This window comes from Methylomonas sp. MgM2 (assembly GCF_054172045.1).
The window spans coordinates 1-23,380 of record NZ_JBSYXO010000025.1 but is presented as its reverse complement, the minus strand read 5'-3'; the positions used below and the strand labels follow the sequence as shown (position 1 = coordinate 23,380).

Annotated in this window: 22 protein-coding genes; 4 read left to right on the top strand and 18 right to left on the bottom strand. The window is 49.3% G+C overall.

Annotated elements, in window-relative coordinates; translation table 11 throughout:
• Positions 1-208: 208 nt before the first annotated feature.
• The 9 genes from ACW73I_RS16760 to nifH all read right to left on the bottom strand — a co-directional run bounded on the left by ACW73I_RS16760 (position 209) and on the right by nifH (position 7,908).
• Positions 209-1,060, bottom strand: coding sequence for a matrixin family metalloprotease (locus ACW73I_RS16760; RefSeq protein ID WP_458030575.1), 852 nt, complete (start codon positions 1,058-1,060; stop codon positions 209-211).
• 89 nt (positions 1,061-1,149) lie between these two features.
• Positions 1,150-2,112 carry a hypothetical protein gene (locus ACW73I_RS16755; protein ID WP_458030574.1) on the bottom strand — a complete coding sequence of 321 codons (963 nt, stop codon included), beginning with the start codon at positions 2,110-2,112 and terminating at the stop codon, positions 1,150-1,152.
• Positions 2,105-2,866: a 4Fe4S-binding leucine-rich repeat protein gene (locus ACW73I_RS16750; RefSeq protein WP_458030573.1), complete on the bottom strand. Its 762-nt coding sequence runs from the start codon at positions 2,864-2,866 to the stop codon at positions 2,105-2,107. The genes ACW73I_RS16755 and ACW73I_RS16750 overlap by 8 nt, the downstream gene beginning before the upstream one ends.
• A 6-nt stretch (positions 2,867-2,872) precedes the next feature.
• On the bottom strand, positions 2,873-3,139 hold the full coding sequence (locus tag ACW73I_RS16745; RefSeq protein ID WP_458030572.1) for a DUF6129 family protein: 267 nt from the start codon (positions 3,137-3,139) through the stop codon (positions 2,873-2,875).
• Between the two features lie 59 nt (positions 3,140-3,198).
• Positions 3,199-3,399 carry a 4Fe-4S binding protein gene (locus ACW73I_RS16740; RefSeq protein ID WP_458030571.1) on the bottom strand — a complete coding sequence of 67 codons (201 nt, stop codon included), beginning with the start codon at positions 3,397-3,399 and terminating at the stop codon, positions 3,199-3,201.
• A 6-nt stretch (positions 3,400-3,405) separates the two neighbouring features.
• Positions 3,406-3,627 (bottom strand): putative nitrogen fixation protein NifT, encoded by a 222-nt coding sequence (gene nifT, locus ACW73I_RS16735; RefSeq protein ID WP_458030569.1) that lies wholly within the window; start codon positions 3,625-3,627, stop codon positions 3,406-3,408.
• A 94-nt stretch (positions 3,628-3,721) separates the two neighbouring features.
• Positions 3,722-5,293, bottom strand: coding sequence for a nitrogenase molybdenum-iron protein subunit beta (nifK, locus tag ACW73I_RS16730; RefSeq protein WP_458030568.1), 1,572 nt, complete (start codon positions 5,291-5,293; stop codon positions 3,722-3,724).
• 126 nt (positions 5,294-5,419) lie between these two features.
• Positions 5,420-6,898 carry a nitrogenase molybdenum-iron protein alpha chain gene (gene nifD, locus ACW73I_RS16725; RefSeq protein WP_458030567.1) on the bottom strand — a complete coding sequence of 493 codons (1,479 nt, stop codon included), beginning with the start codon at positions 6,896-6,898 and terminating at the stop codon, positions 5,420-5,422.
• Between the two features lie 131 nt (positions 6,899-7,029).
• Positions 7,030-7,908 (bottom strand): nitrogenase iron protein, encoded by an 879-nt coding sequence (gene nifH, locus ACW73I_RS16720; RefSeq protein ID WP_458030566.1) that lies wholly within the window; start codon positions 7,906-7,908, stop codon positions 7,030-7,032.
• Between the two features lie 451 nt (positions 7,909-8,359).
• Here nifH and ACW73I_RS16715 point away from each other — a divergent pair, with 451 nt between their 5' ends.
• The gene (locus tag ACW73I_RS16715; RefSeq protein WP_458030565.1) at positions 8,360-9,211 is read left to right on the top strand and encodes an SIR2 family protein; all 852 of its coding nucleotides are present in this window, start codon (positions 8,360-8,362) and stop codon (positions 9,209-9,211) included.
• Between the two features lie 70 nt (positions 9,212-9,281).
• On the opposite strand, the gene ACW73I_RS16710 is transcribed toward ACW73I_RS16715, so the two are convergent.
• The 3 genes from ACW73I_RS16710 to ACW73I_RS16700 are packed head-to-tail and all read right to left on the bottom strand — an operon-like array spanning position 9,282 to position 13,106.
• Positions 9,282-11,036: a sugar phosphorylase gene (locus ACW73I_RS16710; RefSeq protein WP_458030564.1), complete on the bottom strand. Its 1,755-nt coding sequence runs from the start codon at positions 11,034-11,036 to the stop codon at positions 9,282-9,284.
• 10 nt (positions 11,037-11,046) lie between these two features.
• A complete protein-coding gene (locus ACW73I_RS16705; RefSeq protein WP_458030563.1) occupies positions 11,047-12,270 on the bottom strand; it encodes a glycosyl transferase in 1,224 nt (407 codons plus the stop codon).
• Positions 12,271-12,284: 14 nt separating this feature from the next.
• Positions 12,285-13,106: an HAD-IIB family hydrolase gene (locus ACW73I_RS16700; RefSeq protein WP_458030562.1), complete on the bottom strand. Its 822-nt coding sequence runs from the start codon at positions 13,104-13,106 to the stop codon at positions 12,285-12,287.
• 637 nt (positions 13,107-13,743) lie between these two features.
• On the opposite strand from ACW73I_RS16700, the gene ACW73I_RS16695 reads away from it, so the two are divergent.
• The gene (locus ACW73I_RS16695) at positions 13,744-15,660 is read left to right on the top strand and encodes a GumC family protein (RefSeq protein ID WP_458030561.1); all 1,917 of its coding nucleotides are present in this window, start codon (positions 13,744-13,746) and stop codon (positions 15,658-15,660) included.
• A 13-nt stretch (positions 15,661-15,673) separates the two neighbouring features.
• Here ACW73I_RS16695 and ACW73I_RS16690 read toward each other — a convergent pair whose 3' ends face one another.
• The 4 genes from ACW73I_RS16690 to ACW73I_RS16675 are packed head-to-tail and all read right to left on the bottom strand — an operon-like array spanning position 15,674 to position 18,118.
• A complete protein-coding gene (locus ACW73I_RS16690; RefSeq protein WP_458030560.1) occupies positions 15,674-15,868 on the bottom strand; it encodes a hypothetical protein in 195 nt (64 codons plus the stop codon).
• Entirely contained in the window at positions 15,865-16,467 is a 603-nt protein-coding gene (locus tag ACW73I_RS16685) for a PilZ domain-containing protein (RefSeq protein ID WP_458030559.1), read from the bottom strand. The genes ACW73I_RS16690 and ACW73I_RS16685 overlap by 4 nt, the downstream gene beginning before the upstream one ends.
• 11 nt (positions 16,468-16,478) lie before the next feature.
• On the bottom strand, positions 16,479-17,363 hold the full coding sequence (locus tag ACW73I_RS16680) for a flagellar motor protein MotB (protein WP_458030558.1): 885 nt from the start codon (positions 17,361-17,363) through the stop codon (positions 16,479-16,481).
• 2 nt (positions 17,364-17,365) lie between these two features.
• The gene (locus ACW73I_RS16675; protein WP_458030556.1) at positions 17,366-18,118 is read right to left on the bottom strand and encodes a MotA/TolQ/ExbB proton channel family protein; all 753 of its coding nucleotides are present in this window, start codon (positions 18,116-18,118) and stop codon (positions 17,366-17,368) included.
• A 285-nt stretch (positions 18,119-18,403) separates the two neighbouring features.
• Here ACW73I_RS16675 and ACW73I_RS16670 point away from each other — a divergent pair, with 285 nt between their 5' ends.
• A complete protein-coding gene (locus ACW73I_RS16670; protein WP_458030555.1) occupies positions 18,404-20,359 on the top strand; it encodes an alpha-amylase family glycosyl hydrolase in 1,956 nt (651 codons plus the stop codon).
• A gap of 143 nt (positions 20,360-20,502) precedes the next feature.
• Positions 20,503-21,093, top strand: a complete 591-nt coding sequence (locus ACW73I_RS16665) for an LOG family protein (protein ID WP_458030554.1) — start codon at positions 20,503-20,505, stop codon at positions 21,091-21,093.
• Between the two features lie 102 nt (positions 21,094-21,195).
• Here ACW73I_RS16665 and fcl read toward each other — a convergent pair whose 3' ends face one another.
• On the bottom strand, positions 21,196-22,170 hold the full coding sequence (gene fcl / locus ACW73I_RS16660) for a GDP-L-fucose synthase (protein ID WP_458030553.1): 975 nt from the start codon (positions 22,168-22,170) through the stop codon (positions 21,196-21,198).
• 2 nt (positions 22,171-22,172) lie between these two features.
• The gene (gene gmd / locus ACW73I_RS16655; protein ID WP_458030552.1) at positions 22,173-23,297 is read right to left on the bottom strand and encodes a GDP-mannose 4,6-dehydratase; all 1,125 of its coding nucleotides are present in this window, start codon (positions 23,295-23,297) and stop codon (positions 22,173-22,175) included.
• Between the last annotated feature and the right edge of the window lie 83 nt (positions 23,298-23,380).

Here is a 23,380-nt window from a genome sequence, read left to right as displayed (position 1 = left end):
AATAGGCTGACAGCTTACGCGCCCTTAGCCGCGGATGAGACACAACTTACGGTGGCAGAGAAAGCCAAATAAGCTGTCATTACGGGGATATAGGTGCAATTAGTTTGCGTAATCGTACATTTTGAAACCAACATTTTTTCGCATTCGTTGACCGGCGCTTCACCGGCCCGCTTTACAATCGCAATTTAATTGATTCAATCAATATTGTCTAATTCAAGAAACGAAAACGGCCGCGCCTGCCCAATCCCAGCCATCCGATCAAACCGGTCAGGAAAGACCACGCCGATGCCGGCAATGGGACGGCGGCCGCTCCGTACAAATATTGCGCACCGGCAATATCGTCCGATTTTAGCGTGCGATTAATCTGGTACCAGCATGAAGAATCGGCAACTTGCATCACTGGACAACTGCCGTCTATAGGCGGATGCGCCAAGCCCATGACGTGGCCCAGCTCGTGTAGCGCCAAACTTTCGAAATCGTTCGGTGCGGTCGATGCTGTAGGAAACGGATCGCCGTCATTGCCGGGTTGAAAGGCGTAAAAAGAATTAGCATCAAAAATGACGTCCCCACTGCCTGTTCCGCCATTTGGAGGAGGCGCATAACCAACCGCACCGCCGCCACTACTAAATGCGAATACGCCAATCCGAATATCCGGCGTTGAAGCGTTTACATCGTTGATGGGTAAACCGGAATCCGTATAGGGTCCGGCGAATTGTATATTTGCAACACTAGCCCATTTGTCAAAGGCGGCCTCGATATACGGAGCCAAACTCGTCAACGGGGTCAAGGTGTAGCCCGTACCCGGGGAATTCTCTATCCATATCGACGATTGCGCCAGGCCGGGACATGCGTTACCGCAATAGGCGTCTCCCTGCGTTCCTTCGGGGATAAATCCCCAAGTGACGACGCCGCCGGGAGTGCCGGGCTCGTTATTCCCTCCCCACTTTAGAACGCCGCCATTACCGTCGGAAAAAGTCGCGAAAGCATGCGAACGCCCTGCCACCAATGCCAAAACTAAACCTAAACCTAACGCCGCCTTGCCTTTATGTCTGAATTTCATACATCCACCTCCAAAACAGGTACGATAACAATCAGCGAGACTGAAAACATTCGCAGTCTCAGATAATTTAGTAGCTTTCTAATCGAATCCTAGACGTTATAAGGGTTGGCAATCCAATCTTTAAGTATCGCTTCGTCGCGCTGAGGCAAATAAGCAAAGTCACCCGAGATATCCCGGTAAACCGAATCCGCGCTATGAGTCGAAACCAGTTTCCCTTTAAGCATGTAGAAGTACCAAGCAAAAGGATAACCTACTTGCCGGTCGAAGCGGTTCAACACATTGCTGAGCGCACAGCCTTTCTTACCCGTTAAGATTTCTAATTGCGGTAAGTTGTTCGGGTTGGTATTCACCAACTCGACATTGACGATTTTCTCCCCGAAACGTCCTGTATGCCAATACGGGCGTATGATCCAATCGTTCGACATCCGATACTTCTGCCCCGCGCTACTCCTATTCCAGTCGTCCATGAAACGCTGCACCGGATGCTTATTCGGATAACGTTCGTTAACCACGTCCATGAACAATTTTACATCGCTTTTCCGCCGATAAACATAGCGGGAATATCCAAACCCAAAACTTTCAATGCTGAAGGGTTGCAGCGGATCGATGAATTCCTCCAAATCTTCCGGCGGCCTATGTTCGTTAACCAGCATCCGATCAGAGACCTCTTGGATTTTGTCTATTTCAATCAGCGTGAAATCTTCGGCGTTGTCCCCTGTTTGAATCACAAAGTACAGCGTCTTGCCGGTAAGTTTCGTGGCAATGAATTTTTGTTCGATACTGTAATCGATCAGGGTTTGTAGGTTTTGCCCGCACTCCAGGTAGGTGCGCTCGACCCATTCGGTCAAATCGTTGGCAATGCGTTGCCCGTCTGTATCAACCACGCCGCCCAACTGATACCACTCATCGCCGGTCAATGCCAACTGTACCGGATAATCCGGCACTAGACCTTGAAGCCTTTGCAACAACAGCTCGTCTGTTTGACCTGGTATGATTTTTTTACAACAGTCGGTGATATCCGGTCCGGCGAGTGCCAAATTCGATTCAGTCATTATCAGAGTCCAAGGCAGATAAGTGAAGGCGTTGCTTAACCAAATCGCGCACATCAGGCTCGGGATCGTCAGCCAAACAAGTCAAATTTTCAGGCGCGACTTTTGATGCGGCAGTATACCGCACAACCCAATCATCATCACGCAATAAAGCGACGGCTTCATCGGCCGGCAGACGTTCGGCAATAACACGCCGCACCTCGGAATTCGAATCGTTGATCATCAATCCCAAGCTGACTTCGGGCAAGCGCTCGGCGACCCTTTTACGCACTTGTGCGTCGCGGTCCTTGATAAAACGAAACAATCGGCCCGGCGGCAACCGCTTTACAACCATCAGGCGAACGATGTAGTCGGGATCGTCGGCAAATTTTTCAAGATTATCAATGTCTATGCGATCGGCAACGGTCATGCGGACTTCGCGATCGGGATCATTGATCAGATGTAATAGCTGACTGGCCGGCAAGCGAAAGGCGACCGCGCGACGGACGACTTCGTCTTCGTCGCCGATTAATTCCAATAGGGCTTTTTGAGGCATATAGCGTGCAGCGATTGCGCGGCGTTCCCAGAATTTGTCATGCAGATAATTGACTGCATAAACGGGATTGACCCGAAAAAAACGGTCTATTTGCCGGCCGCTTTCGACAAATACGCAGGTATCGCCCGGCATACAGCGCCCCATCAGCAGTGTTTTATTACGAAAAGGACATAGACTGCAGTCGGCAAAGGGGGTAGATACGGGCTTTGCAGGCTCCGCCATAATAGGCTAGTCCTCGACGACGTCGGCAATGACGATACCGGTGGCATCTTCATAGCTGCGGGTCAAACACAGGCAATGCTCGCGGCCGTCGACCAAGTACAAATTAAAACCCTGGCCTTCGAGCACGGGTTCGTTATTGGGTATGTCGTCATCCATGCAATACGTGAAATGAATGCCGGGATATTCGCTCCTGAGTTCGGATACCACGGCCTCGCTCAAGTTACGAGTTGTAATGGTAGCAGCGATGTTTTGCAACTGTTCGGGACTAATCATGTGATTTACCTGTACGCCATTGGGCACATTAGCACGCGCATGATGTGCCCTTCGTTGAGTTATGCCACTAACGGCAGAATGCAGTTATCGATAGGGCAGACTTTGACACATTGCGGCTCATCATAGTCGCCGTTGCATTCGGTGCAGGTTTTTTTGTCGATTTCGAACACGATCGCGCCTTCTTTTATCGAATCTGTAGGGCATACAGGTGCGCAATCACCACAGGAAATGCATTCTTCAGCAACGATATATAAAGCCATGGCATTTTACTCCTCGGACACTCGTTTCGCTTGCAAGGTAATGGGAATCTTAGGAGGCGTATCCAAAACATCAAAATAGTATTTAGAGCCGTCGCCCAACACTACTTCGCCGCCCCATTTGTCGGGGCTATCGAATTCCAGTGATTCGATGGTTTCTTCCAGATCTTTTTTGGCTACGTAAAACAGCAACTTGCCGTCTTCACGTTTTCTTAGCATAACGCTGGGCATGAGGTTCTCCGTTTATAAATGCGTAAGGCGGGCATTATAGCCCACCTTTGAGGATGAGACCGTGGGCACGATGGCTATCGTGCCCACGCTACGATTAACGAATCAAATCGTAGTTGTAGTCGGTGGTTCCCATACCTTTGGTTTCTTTGTCCAGTTGCTCCAGAACTGCGTTGACCAGGGTAGTCAGCATATAGATTGCGCCTTCATAGCCCAATGTGGTCATGCGATGCAGGTGGTGGCGATCGAAGATCGGGAAACCGATACGGATTAACGGCACTTCAAACTCTTCACCTTTATAAAAGGTGTCGCGCTGGATGAATTTACCGTAGCTATTGCCGATCATGAAGTCCGGTTTGTTAGTGAACATCAATGAACGGAAATGCCACAGGTCTTTGCCGATATGCACGGTCGCGTCTTTGCCGTATGGAGACTCGGCCAATATCGCTTCGCAAGCTTTTTTCCAACGTTTGTTAGCGTGGTTAACCAACACATCGGTGACTTCGGCGCCGCATTCCAGCAAGAATTTGGTCATACCCAATGCAAAATCGGCGTCGCCGTACAGCGCGAATTTTTTGCCGTGCAACCAAGCGTGCGAATCCGTCATCATGTCAACCAGACGGCCGCGCTCCTTTTCCAGTGACTCTGGTATCGCTTTGCCGGTCAGTTCCGACACTTTCATCAACAACTGGTCAGTCCACTCCAAGCCCATTGGTATGTTCAACTTAGGCACGTCCTGTTTCCAGGTCATTTCCACAAATTTCTTGGTTTTTTCCAGTTGCCAAGGTTGTAGCAGCACAGTTGTTATCGCATTCGGTGCGTCTTTTACTTCGGCGTAACTGGTGCCGCCGGAATACATGCGGAAGGTACCGTCAGCCGGGGTATCCAGAACTTCGGTCGGATCGCTCAGAAGCGAATAATCGACTCCCATTTCTTTCATCATGCGATGAATGACGCGGAAGTTACCCAAATAGGTTTCGAAGCCCGGAACGAAGTTGATTTTACCGTTCGAACCGACTTCCTTATCTTCCATGTAATTCAGCGTGTTGTAGCGGATGATGCCTTCGAACATGTTATCCCAGCCGGTCGTGTGACTACCGACGAAGCTCGGGGTGTGTGCGAACGGCACAGGGAAATCCTTGTCGACGTGGCCTTCATTTTTAGCGTTATTGATGAACGCGTTCAAATCGTCACCGATAACCTCGGCCATACAGGTGGTCGACACCGCGATCACATCGGGTTTGTACAGGGCTTTGGCATTTTCCAAGCCGGCGAACATGTTTTTCTGGCCGCCGAATACCGCAGCGTCTTCGGTCATAGAATCGGAAACGCAAGAAACCGGCTCTTTGAAGTGACGGTTAAAATAGGTACGGAAATAAGCAACACAACCTTGTGAACCGTGTACGTAAGGTAAGGTTTTTTCAAAACCCAAGGCGCACAGTACCGCACCCAGTGGCTGGCAGGCTTTAGCCGGGTTAATGGTAATCGCTTCGCGTTGAAAATTAAGTTCTTTGTATTCTTCGGTGGTAGTCCATTCGAATACTTCGTCTATTTGGTCTTGCGGGAAACGTTCTTCGAAGGCTTCGCGCTTAGTTGCTAAATTGTCCTTGTATTCGTCGTTTCTGAATAAAGGATAACTCGGTTCGATGTTGTCGACTTGTTGGCTCATGGTAATCTCCTAACGCGCCACTAATCTGTGGACTGACGTTGCTTGGATATAGTCGGTGCATACACACCGACTGATGGATCTAACGACTTGGGTCGGGCGACGCCGGGGCGTAACCTAAACACAGTTTTAAGCGACGGCTTTTTCCGGCTCGCCGGCTGCCTCGGTTTTCCAGGGCACCTTAACTTGTTTCCAGCATGGGTTGTTCAAGGTCATATCCATATCGCGGGCGAAGATCGCAAAACCGTCGTAGCCGTGATAAGGGCCTGAATAATCCCAAGAGTGCATTTGACGGAATGGGATGCCCATTTTTTGGAAAATGTACTTCTCTTTAATGCCGGAGCCGATCAAGTCAGGTTGGACTTTTTTGACGAATTCTTCGAACTCGTAGCCGGTCACGTCGTCGTATAGCAGAGTAGCGTTGCCGATTTCCTTGATCGTACGGTCGTAGTCGTCGTTATGACCGAATTCATAACCGGTACCCACTACTTCCATACCCAAGTCTTCGTACGCTCCGATCACGTGGCGAGGACGCAAGCCGCCGATGTACAGCATGACTTTTTTGCCTTCCAAACGCGGACGGTATTTAGCGATAACGGCTTCGTATTCGGCTTTATAGCGTTCGATAACACGCTCGGCGCCTTCTTTGATTTTATCGTCGAAATGAGCCGCGATTTTGCGCAAGCTTTCGGCGATTTTGGTTGGGCCGAAGAAGTTGTACTCGATCCAAGGAATACTGTACTTTTCTTCCATGTGACGTGCGATGTAGTTCATCGAACGATAGCAGTGGATCAGGTTCAGTTTTACTTTCGGGGTTTTTTCGATCTCGGCGATGGTACCGTCGCCTGACCATTGAGCGACTACGCGCAGACCCATTTCTTCCAACAAAGTTCTGGAAGCCCAAGCATCGCCGCCGATGTTGTAGTCGCCGATGACGGCTACATCATATTCAGTGGTCGGGAAGCTATCGTCGCCGTCGCGTTTATCCAATACCCAGTCACGGATTGCGTCGTTAGCGATATGGTGACCCAAAGATTGAGAAACACCGCGGAAACCTTCGCAACGTACAGGGACAACGGTCTTGCCGATGTCTTTGGATTTCGCTTTGGATACCGCTTCGATGTCGTCACCGATCAGACCGATCGGGCACTCGGATTGAACTGAGATGCCTTTGTTCAACGGGAACAGTTGGTCGATTTCGTCGATACATTTGGCCAGTTTTTTGTCGCCGCCGAAAACGATGTCTTTTTCTTGGAAATCCGAAGTAAAGTTCATCGTAACGAAAGCATTCACACCGGTGGTACCGATGTAGTAGTTACGGCGACCGGCACGTGAATATTGGCCGCAGCCTACAGGACCGTGCGAGATATGAATCATATCTTTGATCGGACCCCATACCACACCTTTAGAACCGGCATAGGCGCAACCACGGATCGTCATTACGCCAGGCAGCGACTTACGGTTAGATGTAATGCATTTGTTGGATTTTTCCAACTCGTGATCATTGACGGCCAAATGTTTGGCACGGTCTTTTTTAGCTTTTTCGGGATAGACTTCCAGCACTTCCTGAATAAGCGCTTCGGTCTCTTCTCTTGTCATGGCAGCCATGATGTAATCCTCCTGTGGTCGCGGGCAATCCCCCGACATAACCAGTGTTGGGAAATCATTTGCAGGTAATTCGCATTGCCTGCCGTTGAAAGGGTGGAAAATCCGATTGGAACCCCACCCTGGTTGGCTATTTAAGCTTCAGCAGCAGCGGTTTTGCCGACTTGAGATTCGTCTTCCGCTTCCATGATGCCAAATTCCATCAACAGGTCTTCCAGTTCGTCCATGGTGATTGGAGTTGGGATGACCAGCTTGGTGTTTTCGAAGATTTTACGAGCCAGCTCACGGTATTCGTTTGCTTGCTTCGCACTTGGATCGTATTCGATCACAGTCATACGACGGATTTCAGCACGTTGTACAACGTTGTCGCGTGGCACGAAGTGAATCATGTGAGTACCCAGGCGTTCAGCCAAAGACATGATTAGCTCGTCTTCGCGGTCGGTGTTACGGCTGTTGCAGATCAAACCGGCCAAACGAACGCCGCCTGAGTTAGCGTATTTCACGATACCTTTGGCGATGTTGTTGGCAGCATACATAGCCATCATTTCGCCTGAGCATACAATGTAAATTTCTTGGGCTTTGTTTTCACGGATAGGCATCGCGAAACCACCACAAACAACGTCACCCAATACATCGTAGAATACGAAGTCTAAGTCTTCGTCGTAAGCGCCTTCTTCTTCCAAGAAGTTGATGGCTGTGATAACACCACGACCTGCGCAACCAACGCCAGGCTCTGGACCACCTGATTCAACGCATTTAATGTCGCCGTAGCCGACTTTCAATACGTCTTCCAGTTCCAAATCCTCAACGCTACCAGCATCAGCCGCCATTTGCATGATAGAGTTTTGCGCTTTCGCATGCAGGATCAAACGGGTAGAATCGGCTTTAGGGTCGCAGCCGACGATCATTACTTTCTTTCCCATCTCAGCCAAACCAGCAACCAAGTTTTGTGTTGTGGTAGACTTACCGATTCCGCCTTTACCGTAAATAGCACATTGACGTAATTTCGCCATGATCTTCTCCTCTTGTGTGGGCCATGTCGTTAATGACAATCCCATATCAGCAAACCTTGTGCCAATTGTGTTTTATTATTTAAGTCATTGAAATATAAATAAAATTATTTACGCCATTCGAATTTTGCTTGGTTGGATACACAACAATTTGTTTTGCACATGTGATCTAAGCAACAGAGATTGTGTGGTTTTGTTTGTTTAAGGGGAAAAACGCCGTTTAAAGCTTGATGCATGCGATCGTTCTATTCGGTAACTAGGTTTGAGGTTTTCGGTACGCGACCTTAATCAACGCGCGCGCTTTTGTGATAAACCCTACAATGCTTTGCGGTTCGGTTTGAAGCCGCATATCCGCTATACGCCCGAGCCGCTTAGGGCCATGCATGGTTTAGGTTAAATTGGATTGAATATTGCTTGTGGTCATTGAAAAACCTTATTCAATTGGAGATTATTCATGTCTAATTCCGTGTTTTCCGAAATACTTAGCGGCCTCTACGACAACCAAGTCGTTCCTTACCTGGGGCCGGGTGTATTATTTGATGCGAAAAATAAATTAACCGGCGAGCCCATGCCCGCCGACAGCGACAGCCTAATCCTAGCGATGAACGGCGGCAAGCCGATGGCGCCCAAACTGATGTACGAATTTCCGCGGGCGGCGATGAATCAGGAGCTCAAACGCGGACGCACGTTTTTGACTCAATTTCTGGATAAAACCTACAAAGATACTCAATACAGCCGCGCCGCGATACACGACTGGCTAGCCGAGTGGAAGCCGCATTACATCGTCGATATCAATCGCGACACACAGCTGCAAGACAGTTATGCCGACGAAGAACATACACTGATCGTCGGCTTGGCGCGTATCGTCGGCACCAGTTTCCGTTTCAAAATCTTCCACTACGACCGCGAACAATACTTCGAAATCGAGCAAGATCAAGTCGATCCGCGTCTGCCAATCTTGTTCAAGCCGATGGGCACACCGGTCCCCGAATCCAACTACATCGCTTCCGATGCCGACTATGTCGATTACATCACCGAACTGATGGGGGGATTTGCGATACCTAACTTTTTAAAAGAATACCGAAAAGGCAAAAAATACCTGCTAATCGGCTTACCGCTAAGCCGCGATTCAGAACGTATGGTCATGAGCGATATTACCTACGCGGCGGACGAGCACAGAGGCTGGTTCTTACGTAAAAATCCGACCGCAAAGGAAAAACGTTACGCAGAACGTATCGGCTTGGAGCTCATCGACGCCGATTGTCAGGATTTGTTGAACTTGGTACGTGCCAAACAGGCCGCTTAAAGCATCCCTTCTAAGTAGCGAAACGGCATCGAACCGTTTCGCTGCATTTCTCTCATTATTCGATCACAAATCAACAGTTCGTAATCCAAACCGTTTGATAGGGTGCGACTTCAATTCGCTGCGTTGACGGATCGTATTGTTGTCCACTAATCAAATCCCGCCAATCGTCCGTAACGATCAGGTTCAAGCTCGACAGCAATAACGATTGGGTTTCGTCGCAGATATTGTAGACGCAGAAGATACTCTGCTTGCGATCCATGCTTTGCCGCCAAAATCCAAACAGTTGATCGGATATATGCAAGGTAAATTGCGTGGCATTCGGATGAAAAGCCGGCTGTTTGCGCCGGATATCGATCAATTCCTTGAGACGCCGAAAAACTTGATGGTGCGGGCTTTCGAGATCGGCCAATTCCGAAACCAGGCTTTGATAGTCCCACTGATGCCGGTTGATCGAACGATTTTGTCCGGTTTGTTCGCAGCGATCGTAATCGTTTGTGGTCGCCAACAAGCTATGGATGTAAAACGCCGGAATCCCTTCCAAACCCAGCATGATGGCATGCGCGCAGATAAAACGATCCATGCCGAACTCGTCTCTGCCTTTGACCGTACCTTGCAAGGCATCGAACAAGGCAATATTGATCTCGTAAGGCCGCTTGGTGCCGTTGTCGCCGGTGCGCCAAGACACCTTGCCGCCGAATTGCTGCATGCTGCTGATCAAGGTGGCGATTTCCGCTTCGCTGAGTAAACCTTCCGCCGGCCTTAAACCGATTCCGTCGTGCGACGCGATAAAGTTGAAATAACAGGTGCCGTTTTGCGCCGGCGGCATGCTCATCAGCCATTGCTTTAAATAGCCGCAATCGCCGGTGACCAGGGTGTTCAGCAATAGCGGCGGCAACGAAAAATTATAAATACTGTGCGCTTCGTTGCCGTTGCCGAAATAACTTAGGTTTTCCCGGTTAGGCAAATTGGTTTCGGAAATAATGACGGCATCAGGGCAACTATGCTGTAGCAGTGTGCGCAATAACCTGACCACTTCGTGGGTTTCCGGCAAGTTCAAGCAATTGGTGCCTATTTTTTTCCATAAAAACGCCACGGCATCCAACCGAAATACCCGAATGCCGTTATCCAGATAATGGCGTATGATTTTGACGAACTCTTTCAGCACCGCCATGTTGCTGAAATCCAGATCGGCCTGTTCGTGGCTGAACGTACACCAAACGTACTGCGTGCCTGCAGCGGTTTCGGTTTCTCTCAATAACGGCGACGTTCGCGGCCTAACCACATCCGACAAATTGGCCTTAGGCGATGCGGTATAGAAATAATCGTGACCGTAACCTTTACCGTTGATAAAACTCTGAAACCAATCGCTGCTGGTGGAACAATGGTTAATCACCAGATCGGCCATCAAGCGGTAATCCGCCGCAATCGCCTGCATTTGCGGCCAGTCGCCCAACTTCGGATTGACCTGGTAATAATCGATCACCGCGAAGCCGTCGTCGGAGCAATACGGAAAGAACGGCAAAATATGCACGATATTGGTAGTGCCGTTAAGATAATTGTTCAGAAACTGGTGCAGCGTATCCAGCGGCGCTTCGCCCTCATTGATCAGGCTGTCGCCATAACTGATCAGCGCGATATCCCGCTGCGACCAAGGGTTGTATTGCGGCTTAGGTTCGTCGAATTCTTCCTCGAAGCGCATGATTTGCAGGATATCATCGGCAAAATCGCCGACATCCCAGCGCTGGCGTACCGACTGGTAAATCGTTTCCAGATGATTGGCGACTTTCTGTTTTAGTACCGACAATTGTTCAGCTGTTGCTGTCATAAGCACACCCTCAACTCGAAAATTCTTGATAGTCGTCTTCAACGGCTTGATACAGGCGCTCCAGAATATCCGGAACGGCGCTTTGCACCCGATTCCAACTGGGAATAAACGGCGTTTCCATCGGCTGGCTCAGAAACATTTGCCCGGCATCCATGATATTTTTACTGAACATTTCGACGGCGACCTCCTCTTCATGAATATCCACGCTGAGACCGTTCATGATGGCATCGTTGCGATAGGTTTCGACGAAGTCCAAAGCAATTCTGTAATAGGTTGCCTTGATCGTGCGAAATTTCTCGGATGTAAATGTTGCACCCTGGGTGGCTAATTTGCGGAACAAGGATTTGCAGATGTCGATCGACATTTTCGATAAACCACCCTGCTGGTCGTCCAAGGAAATATCCTGATGTTTATGATCGTAGACTCGGGCGATATCCACCTGGCACAGTCTATTGTGCGCGTAGTTACGATGCATTTCGGACAACACACCGACTTCCAAGCCCCAGTCGCTAGGAATGCGCAAATCGTTCAGCACGTCTCGCCTGAATGAAAATTCGCCGGCCAAGGCGTAACGGTAGCTATCCATATAATCCAGATAATCGCTTTCGCCGATGACCTTTTTCAAGGCGCGTATCAACGGTGTGAGTAACAAACGATTGACCCGGCCCTTTAATTTGCCGTTATTGATTCTGGCGTAATAGCCTTTGCAGAACTCGTAATTGAACAAAGGGTTGGCAACCGGATAAATCAGACGGGCCAGCAATTCGCTGGTATAGGTAACTATGTCGCAATCGTGTAGCGCTATGGATTCCGCTTTGCCGGACGCCAGGATATACCCCATGCAATACCAGACGTTGCGCCCCTTGCCCATCTCGCGCGGCGCCAAATCCAAGGCATTCAATTCCGCATCCAAGGCTTTAAGCCTAGGACCGTCGTTCCACAGCACCCGGTGATGCTGCGGCAATTCGTTGAAAAACGCTAAAGCGCTTTTGTATTGCTGCTGATCGGCCCGGTCTAGCCCGATGACGATTTCCGCCAAATAAGGCACCGTCTTGAGATTGGCGATAATTTTGGGTAGGGCTTCGCCTTCCAGCTCCGAATAAAGCGAGGGCAGCAACAAGCCCATTGGGCGCTGCCGGCTAAAGCGTATCAAATCCGATTCCAGATCGGCTAAGTGTCGCTCCGTTAAATTATGTAGCGTTGTAATAATACCGTTTTGATAAAAATCAGCCATAAGAATTGCCCGCTTTATTTGAGATTCAAGGTTTGCAATATCGCCGATACGCTCTCGACCCAACCGTAAGGGCCTTCCCGTGAGGCGATATAAACACTTTGCCGTTTGTTCAGCCGCGGCAGCTCATGCGAAGGGGACGGAATGACGACGGCAATATCCGCCGATTCCAGCATGCCGACATCATTCTGACTGTCGCCTAAAGCGATGGTCGTCAGCGGTACGCTACATTCCTTCTTATATTGGTTTACCAACCACGCCATGGCCTCGCCTTTATCGCAGGCGCCCGACACATGCAAGAAGCGCCCACCTTGCAGCACCTTAGCGCCGAGCCGTTCCAATTCCGAAATGAAGTGTGCCTGTTCCTGCCGCGTGCCATGCCATGCCACCGGCTCGCCATACCGGCGCTCGGAAGCCCTGGCTGCCGCAGCGTGCTCCAAACCGGTTAGCTCGACGATTTCGGCGACGCTAGAATCCTTGAAAGTTTGAAATTTTTCGCCGCTTGACTCGGTGCGGCTGATTAAGGATTGCCAATGTGGGCGGGGGCGAGTGAATTGCTTTACCCAAAAATCGTCTTTTAAACTGCTTCCTTCAGGCGCTTCCGCAAAGTAGCCTTCAGGAGTAAAGACCGCTGCGCCGTTTTCGATGATAAAGGGATGTGTATTTTGCAACTGCCGCCGCAGATGCAATAGTTCTGCTTCGGTTTTGCTGGTGGCGGGGATAACCGGAATGTTCAACTGCTCCAACTTCCGAAGCAATCCAGGGGCCGGCCCTAAGCTATAGTCGTGATGGTCGAGTAAACAACCATCCAGATCGGTAAAAATCAGCAATTTCGACATCGGGTAAGTGCTATTTATAATCGTTCCGCCACTGCTTCAAAGTGCAACGGCCAGAGTCGTTTAAGGTCGACGATTGTTATTGGAAGGCGACGGCCGGCAACCAAAACCGGACAATGCGCTTACCGGATCGGAATCGTAGCAGGCTTCGTTCCATGATGCGCGCTTTCAAACCCGACTGCTCATGAATCGTCAAATCCGTCATCTTGGTTAATTTGAGTTCAAGCAAGTTTAGCGCCTATTATGCAACAATAAACGGTACCTTCCCGGTCGGTCGATTCAAAATTGCTGATTTGACCGGTTCATTTATCGGAATGACCCGAAGCGGTGCACTATAAACCCCGCTAATGCACCGGCATAGTGCGATATGGCTGTCGAAACCGGCGCAGACTGTTCCGAGCCTAAATCCCCGCCTAACCAAACTGTTAGACCTTATTTTCAAACATGCTTCACTTTCTAATGTCAGAGGTACGAACTATCATTGTAGACTTCGCTATATCCTCTGTAGAAGCCGGCCGGGAGTTGCTAAAACCGTGCGACACAATACGTACCGAAATTCTCAATGGAGTATGATGCTCCGTGACGGCTTGATCAGCTGCTAGACTCGAGATACCTAGTCCTTAATGGTTGGCGGTAGAAAATGAATTATCAATCTCCGGAGCTTCACTTGGCTGCAGACGAATTTCAGAACACGGGTTTTTTTAAGTCTCGAAGTTTACGCCGTTGGCTGGTATTTTTGTTGATTTTCATTCCTTGTTTGCTCGGGTCGCAGATCTATATTTTCTTGCAGCCGCCAATCTACCAAAGCACCGCAACGGTGTTGACGATGGCGGCAACCGATATTGACCAGGTTAGTCCGGCTGCCGATGTGCAACATGTCAGCATTCAAAAACAAATTTTGCTAGGGTCCACTATCCTGGAAAAAACGATGGAACGCCTGCAGCAAGTCTCGGATTTGTCGAAAAGTTTCACGGTAGAGGAACTCCGCGGCCTATTTTCGGTGGAGACCGAGCCGGAGACCAATTTAGTGCATTTAAACGCGCAAGGCCCCGAACCTAACGTTCTGCAGCTTTCCGTCAATGCTTGGATAGAAAGTTACCTGCAAATTAGAGCGGCATTCATCGCGGACAACGCCGAAAAAGTGGTCGTCGAAATCCATGACCAGCTAAAACGGGTTGACCGGCAGGTAATGGATAAACGTAACGAAATCGATCAATTCCGTCTTAAACACGACATAACGTCCACCGAAAGTGCCGACAACCAAGCGCATGCCCGCTTGCAAGGTTTGAATGCATCGTTGAATAAGGCTCTGGAACAAGAAGTTTTAGCCAAAGCGAAGTTCGACGCCATCCTGGACGCGATCTCCCGCAACGAAACCGTGGTGCCTGAAGAAGACTCCCGCGCAATGGCGGTATTGGTGGAACAGGCGGAAAAATTGCGTGACCAAATGACCTCCATAGAAGCGCAATACACTAAGGAATATATCGACTTAAACCCCAATTTGCGCCGAGTACGCGAACAACTTGCCGACGTCGAAACAAAAATTGCCGAAAAAGCGACTGTCGGCAAGAATTATGCCCGACAAGAAGCCGCACACAATTATGCGGCAGCGCGGGAAGCGGTGATAGCGATTAAACAGCAGATGGAAGCGCACAAGAAAAAAGCCGCGGAATACACCACCCAATTCGCGGAACATGAAGCTTTACAACAAGAGTTGCTTAATCTAGAGACCTTACAACAAGAAACCAAGCAACGCTTGGCCGATATCGAAGTCAAACAACGGCAAAAATACCCGCAAGTCGATGTGGTGGAGTGGGCTACCTTACCGGACAAACCGATTAGCCCCGATTATTTACAACAATCGCTATTAGCCTTCACTATCAGTTTGGGACTGGCATTGTTAGCCGTATGGATCGTCGACTATTTAACCCGGGACAATCTCCCTTCCGCTTCTTCCATAGCGTTAGGCGGTATTCATTTACATCATCAGCCGCAAGCCATGTTCGATGTCAGCCCCCGGCAGAGCCAAATCGAGCATGCCCCATTAACGGCGCTGCCGAAAGAAGAAGTAAGAAGGACATTAAGCCAGCAGGAAGTCACCGCCTTATACGAAGCTTCGGAGCCGCCGATCAAGTTAATTATCGGTTTATTGTTGAACGGATTGTCGCTTTCGGAAATATTGATGTTGCAGCCGGATAGTTTTGAAAAGGAATCCTTGATGGTTTTAGTACCGGGTCGGCGAAACGTTGTCATGACGCATCGAATCGCGGTGTTGATTTCTGACGAATCCTTACAGATGAATTGGCCCGCGGAAGACGAAATAGAAGCTTTGCTATGTTGTGCAGCCATCGATGGCGGCTTACATGAACCGATGCAAATCAATGCCGGCTGCCTGCGATACACCTACATGGTGTATCTGGTAAGACAAGGCATCAAATTAGCGGATTTAACCAAAATCGTTGGCGTATTGCCACCGGACGTTCTCGTGGAATTAGGCCGGTTTTCGCCCGAGCAGGCAGGCTTGCCGCTGGAAAAAATTAAACTCGATTACTTCTGATGGCGTCCGAGCTTTAGCGGCCGGACGGTTTCCGGGACAGCAAGCCGAAAACCAATACGGCGGCAACCGCTATTCCCGTATAAACCATATGTTCTTTACTGGCCCCGAACAAATGCGCCGCTCCCGCGCCTAAGGCCATCCCGATTCCGGTGAAGGCCAAACTGCGCATCACTCGACAAAGCGCACAATCTCGATCGAACTTTTTCATTTTTGTGGCGGCGTAGACTCTAGGCGAGAACGCTTTTCCTGCAACTGTTGCCATTGCTTCCGCACGACGTGCTTGATCAACAACTCTTGATCGTCGTCATTGATATCGGTGAACTCGACACTGATCAAATATCCGTCGGGATCGAGCGTTTCGCAATTGATCACTTTACCGTAAACCATGATCAAGGCCATAGTCGCCGGCAAAAACATTTCGATGGCGATATTTTGGCCGATGTCCAACGGATTCGACTGTTGAAAAGCCACGCCCGACGCACTTAAATTAACGTCCTGGCAAGCACTGTCGCGGATACTGCTGCCCCTGAACATCGCCGTTTGCGCAACTGCATTGATTTTTGCATCCAGAACCTTATAGAGTTCCAGCATTTCATCATTCTGTTTTTCCAGGCGCTGCATGATACGCAACGCTTCCTGGGACAAAACGTCCAATATGGCGGCCAATGAATATTCATTCGGCAATTTATTTTTGGCTTTTAGGCCCAAATTCGCGGTTTCATCATCGATTGGCCTGTAAAAAAGGCTAATGGTATCCTCAATTCGGAAAAAACGGCGTCTTTCTGTTTCTGATGTTGCGTTGAGCATGTCTGGGATCCTTACTTATCTGTTTTTGGCCGAGATACATCGGATTGATTGGATTGCGAATGACCATCGTCATCCTTCAGCAGCGCGTCATCTTGCGCGATGACGATCTCGACTCGACGATTGATGGCGCGATTTTGCGGCGAATCGTTGGGCATCAAAGGATGCGTGTCCGCATACCCCTCGATCAAAAACCGGTTCGGATCGATTTCGTGTGTTTCCAGCATGTACTGGGCGACCGTTACCGCCCGTGAAGCGGATAATTCCCAGTTGGAGCGGTACATGACGGTTTTAATCGGAATATCATCCGTGTGCCCCGACACGATGACTTTACCTTCGGATTCCGCGACCGATTCGGTAATTTTATCCATGACGGGTTCAAACCCGGGCTGCAACACGGCACTCGCCGAGGCAAACGATCCCTTTTCATTGATACGGATTACGATTCTAAAACCGTGGCTTTCAACGGTGACCAAGCCCTGTTCTATCTCAGAGTTTAGCTTTTCCTTAATCTTGTCCGCCTCGTCTTTGATTTCCTGCAGTTTTTCGTCAATCACTTCTTGTTTGGCGCGTTCCATCAGGTCGGGCGACTCCGCTAGTTTCTCGCTTTCCTGCTGGGTGGATTGCCTGACTTCATCTAGAGGAGTCGGCTGGACTTGCCCCGGTGTGAAATGCTGTTCGATCACGCTGGTTCCCATCGGAATGTCATCAACCGGAATCAAACGCTGCACCCCGAAAGCCATTTTCAGCGAATCGGCTACATGCTTAAATTTCTGCACGTCCATACTTGCCATGGACAACAACAAGACAAAAAAGCACATCAACAGCGACATTAAGTCTGCGAAGGTTGCCAGCCAACCCGGTGCTCCCGGTGGCGGACATTTAGGACACTTTGCCATGGTTATTCTTCCTGCCGTTTTTTCTCGGACACATAGGTATTTAACAAGGTGCGTAGTACTTTGGGGTTAGTACCTTCTTGTAAATTGGCAATGAAATTCATTACTAATTCTTTATTGGCCCTTTCATAATTCAGAACACTAGCCAGTTTATCTATCATAGGCAGTGCAAACACATTGGCAATCAACGCCCCATAAAGCGTAGTCAACAGCGCCACGGCCATCGCCGGGCCGATTGCCGAGGGATCGGACATGTTCGCCAACATCTGAACCAAGCCCACCAAAGTACCTATCATTCCCATGGCCGGGGCCAAATTCGCCACCCCCATCCACATGTTTTGACCGACTTCGTTCCTGCTAACCATTAAATCGATATCCTGCTGCAGCAAATTCTTAACGAATTCCGGGTTGTAACCATCGACGCATAAACTAATTCCTTTTTTCATGAACGGATCGGAAACTTCGGCCGACTCCAATGCCAGCAAACCGTTTTTACGTGCCAAATCGGATAATGTCACGGCTTCTTCGATTAAAAGGTTAGGGTTAATCTTTTTATTGATAAAGGCCTTTCCCACCACCGCAAACGAGCGTAAAAAATCGTCCAACGGCAAACGCATCAGTGATACGCCAAACGTACCGCCGAATACAATCAAAATCGACGGCACATCGACAAACAGCATGAAGTCACCACCCGTTACTATCGCTGCTGCAATAATCGCTACACCCAGCACAAAACCTACTAAGGTTGCAATGTCCACTTAGTTATCCTCATTCTTTGGTAATTTGATTGTTTTAAACCCTACAGAATAGCTTAATTATTAGCCGAAAGCAGCAATTCCTTATAAAGCAAACATCGGCTACGGAACATTGAAAAGATCGGCTTTATCTTGTAGGGTTGGACTTATTTCGATAGGAAACCGCTTGTAAAAATGCCCCCGTTGTTTCAGCGAATCTGCGATGCTTAACCCCAATTGCCGACACAAAAATCAATTGGCAAATTCCGGATTTAACAAGGACTCCAACCTAGCTATTAGGATCAATAAATGTACGAACAAGTATCCCACTCTTTATTAAACGCCATCTTGGATGATTTGAAACCCGAAATCGTGCGCCAGGACTTGCGCCATTTTTATACCCGTTTAGGCGCGAATTTTTACGCCATCTATTCGCTGTTTCATACGCTGTACGGGCATCGGGAGGACTTTCAAGCACAGATGCTCAATTTGGTGGAAACGATGGCGCATGGCTATATCAACCGCACCAACACGCTGGAACAAGTCGATATCGAACGGGAAAACGACCACAACTGGTTCCTATCGCAGAAATGGGTGGGCATGGCGCTATACACCAACGGCTTTGCGGAAAATCTGGCGGACCTGGTCAAGAAAACCCCGTATTTTCTAGAGCTGGGCATCAACATGGTACATATCATGCCGATACTGATGTGCCCTACCGGCAAGAGTGACGGCGGCTACGCCATTAGCGACTTTCGTCAAATAGACGATAGAGTCGGCTCCTTGGCCGATTTACGCCAGGTCGCCAAAGAATTTCGTAAACGCGACATTTTATTGGTACTGGATATCGTGCTTAACCACACATCGGACGAGCATGAATGGGCTCAATTGGCGATCAAAGGCGAAAAACGCTTCCAAGATTATTACTTTATGTTCGATAACCGGGAAGTGCCCGACATGTTCGAGCAAACCATGCCGCAAATTTTCCCGCAAACCGCACCCGGCAACTTCACCTGGAACGAAGCGATGCAAAAATGGGTGATGACGGTATTTCACGATTACCAATGGGATTTGAATTACAGCAATCCGGAAGTCTTCATCGAAATGCTGGATATCATTCTATTTTGGGCCAATCAAGGCGTGGATGTACTACGGCTCGATGCCGTGGCCTTCTTGTGGAAGAAAATAGGCACCACCTGCCAGAACGAACGTTACGCCCATCTGATTCTGCAATTAATGAAGGATTGCTGCCAAGTCACCGCACCCGGCGTGTTGTTCATTGCGGAGGCTATCGTAGCGCCGGTGGAGGTCATTAAATATTTCGGCGAGGATGCCATCATCGCCAAAGAATGCGAGATTGCCTATAACGCGACCTTTATGGCTTTGCTGTGGGACGGCATTGCCACCAAAAACGCTAAGTTACTGTATCTAGGCCTGAAAAACCTACCGACCAAATTGGAACGGGCTACTTGGTTAAACTACGTCCGCTGCCACGATGATATCGGTTTCGGTTTCGACGATGCCGACGTTCGGGCCGCCGGCTATGAGCCTTATGCCCACCGCCAGTTTTTAATCGACTATTTTAGCGGCCAATACGATGATTCGCCGGCGAGAGGCATGGTATTCTCGCGTAACGAAGCGACAGGCGACGCTCGCATTAGCGGCTCTCTGGCATCCTTAGTCGGCCTGGAAGCCGGCTTGGAAAAAGGTGATCCGGAATTGATTTCTGCTGCGATCAATAGAATTATTCTGCTGCATAGCCTGATCTTATCTTTCGGCGGCATACCCTTATTATACAACGGCGATGCTATCGGCGTGCTAAACGACTATAGCTACCAGGACGATGCAGGTAAAAGCGACGATAACCGATGGATTCACCGCCCCAAAATTAACTGGGAACGTGCGGAACTACGCAATAAACAAGGCGCTGTCGAATTCGCCATATTCAACGCCCTAAAAAAAATGATAGCGATCCGTAAGGAGACCTCGGCCTTCGCCGATTTCAACAACCGAGAATTGCTCGATGTCGACAACGAGCATTTGCTCTGTTTTATGCGTTTCAATCATCTACGTCCTTCGGAAAGGGTCTTGGTCGTCGCCAACTTCGACGCCGAGCCGCAATACCTTGATCTTTATGCACTTAGGAGTCATGGTATCGATCCATATGGACAATTTATCGACTTATATACCGGAGGTAAACCGGCGCAATTTGAACAACGCGTTGTATTACACGGCTTCCAGTTTTATTGGTTAACGCAAATATAGGTCACTTAAGCTAACAAGCATGAAACCATTGGTATTACCCCCGGAACATGAAAAACCGGTTTTTGTTGACATTACAATTCCTGCGCACGATATAAAATGAACCTTCTGCCAATTGCAGAGAAAATATAAATGACAAACTGACTATGACATCCATCAAAAGCATTTGCGTGTACTGCGGTTCGAGCCCTGGAAGAAACCAAGCCTATGCATCGGCCGCAACCGATCTGGCCGAAACGCTGGTCCGCCGCAATATTCGCTTGGTTTACGGCGGTGCGAGCATCGGCATCATGGGAACGGTCGCGGATCAGGTATTAAAGCTCGGCGGCCAGGTAGTCGGCGTCATCCCCAAGGCACTGGCTCTCAAAGAAGTCGCTCATCCCGAGCTAACCGAATTACACATCACGCATTCCATGCACGAACGCAAAACCCTGATGGCGGAACTGTCCGATGGATTCATTGCCCTCCCAGGCGGCATCGGTACCTTGGAAGAACTGTTTGAAATTTGGACCTGGGCTCAACTCGGACTGCACGGCAAACCTTGCGGTCTGTTGAACATCGAAAGATATTATGACGCCCTGATCGCATTTTTGGACCACGTTACGGCGGAGCAATTCGTCAAACCGCATCACCGTGACATCTTGATGGTGGAAACAGAGCCCAACTTATTGCTGGAGCGTTTCTTCAACTACCGGCCGCCCGCGGCGAAACATTGGTTAGCTAAAGAGGAAACATGAATTACTACTTCTCTGTTTTCGGGATTCAAAACCGAACTTTCCGCTCGTTCGGTTCGGAATAAATTGTATCCATTCCGGAATATGAAGCCACTGAACTGATCTTTAATCCCTAAAATCCGACTGATGCTCCAGAAACCAGTTATAAGCGTGCCGCAAACCATCCTCCAGCGCGATGCTCGCTTCCCAGCCTAAATTTTTTAAACGCGATACATCCATTAATTTTCGCGGGGTTCCATCCGGTTTGGTCGCGTCAAAGCTTAAGCGTCCGCTAAAACCGGTCACTTTGGCGATCGTTTCGGCTAACTCGCGAATTGTGCAATCAACGCCGGTACCGACGTTGATGTGCGACAACATCGGCTGCGTATGTGCTTGATATCGGCTTTTGTCCATCTCCATGACATAGACGCATGCAGCCGCCATATCGTCCACATGCAAAAACTCTCGCATCGGCTTTCCGCTTCCCCAAATGACGACCTCATCATCGCCGCGTTGAACGGCTTCATGAAAACGGCGTAGTAGCGCGGGTACGACGTGGCTATTCTCGGGATGAAAATTATCCCCCGGCCCATACAGATTGGTCGGCATCACGCTACGATAGTCCCTACCGTACTGGCGATTGTAGCTTTCGCACAGCTTGATACCGGCTATCTTGGCTATCGCATAAGGCTCGTTGGTCGGCTCCAGCGTGCCGGTTAGCAGCGCTTCCTCGCGCATCGGCTGCTCGGCTAGCTTGGGATAAATACAAGACGATCCCAAAAACAATAACTTATCGATGCCGGATTGATGAGCCGAATGAATAATGTTGCACTCGATCATCAGGTTTTCATAAATAAATTCAGCCGGATAAGTGTTGTTCGCATGAATGCCGCCAACTTTAGCCGCCGCCAAGAAAACTTGGTCGATTTGATTTCCGCTAAAGAATGCCTGCACGGCTGCCTGACAGGTTAAATCGAGTTCAGCCCGCGTAGCCGTGATGATTCGGCGATAGCCGGTTTGCTGCAATCGGCGAACCAGGGCGCTACCGACCATGCCGCGGTGGCCGGCGACAAAAATGCGTGCCTCTTTATCGATAGACATGTTCAATTCTCCACAGAAAGGGAAATATCATGCCCATGGGCGCGCAAAAAGGCATTGCGTTGCGCCACCTTCAAATCTTCGGCTACCATTTCCGCACACATTTCCTGTACCGATATCTGCGGCACCCAGCCTAATCTTTCCTTAGCTTTAGTCGGATCGCCCAATAAAGTTTCGACTTCGGTCGGCCGGAAATAACGCGGATCAATCTTAACCAAGGTGTCGCCGGGCTTCACGGCCGGCGCTTTATCGCCTTTTATCTGATCGACGACGCCAATTTCGTCGACGCCCTCTCCTTCGAAACGCAGCGTTATGCCCAACTCTGCCGCGGACCAAGATATAAATTGCCTGACCGAATACTGTACACCGGTTGCAATGACAAAATCTTCCGGTTGGTCTTGCTGCAGCATCATCCATTGCATACGCACATAATCCTTCGCATGCCCCCAGTCGCGCAGAGCATCCATGTTACCCATGTAAAGGCAATTTTCTAAACCCTGGGCAATATTGGCTAAGCCACGGGTGATTTTCCGGGTAACGAAAGTCTCTCCGCGCCTAGGGGACTCGTGATTAAACAAAATTCCGTTGCAGGCATACATGCCGTAAGCTTCGCGGTAATTTACCACGATCCAGTAGGCGTACAGCTTGGCAACCGCATACGGCGAGCGCGGATAAAACGGCGTCGTTTCCCTTTGCGGAATTTCCTGGACCAAACCATATAACTCCGATGTCGAAGCCTGATAAAACCGGGTCTTTTTTTCCAATCCGCAAATACGAATCGCCTCTAACAGGCGCAATGTTCCCAGGGCATCGACATCCGCCGTGTATTCGGGCGATTCGAAGCTAACCGCCACATGAGATTGAGCACCCAAGTTATACACTTCATCCGGCTGCAATTCCTGCATGATGCGGATCAGATTAGTCGAGTCCGATAAGTCCCCATAATGCAGCGTAAAATGCTGATTGTTAACATGCGGGTCTTCATAAATATGGTCCACACGCTGCGTATTAAACAACGAAGCTCGGCGTTTAATGCCGTGCACCCGATAACCTTTTTCCAATAAGAATTCCGCCAGGTAGGAACCGTCTTGCCCAGTAATCCCGGTAATGAGCGCTACTTTAGCCGCCATAATAACTTCCTAAATTAAAAATAAAGTTTAAATTGTTAAGCCAATATTACTCTGAAAGTCATTGTAGAAGCGACGCCCTCGTC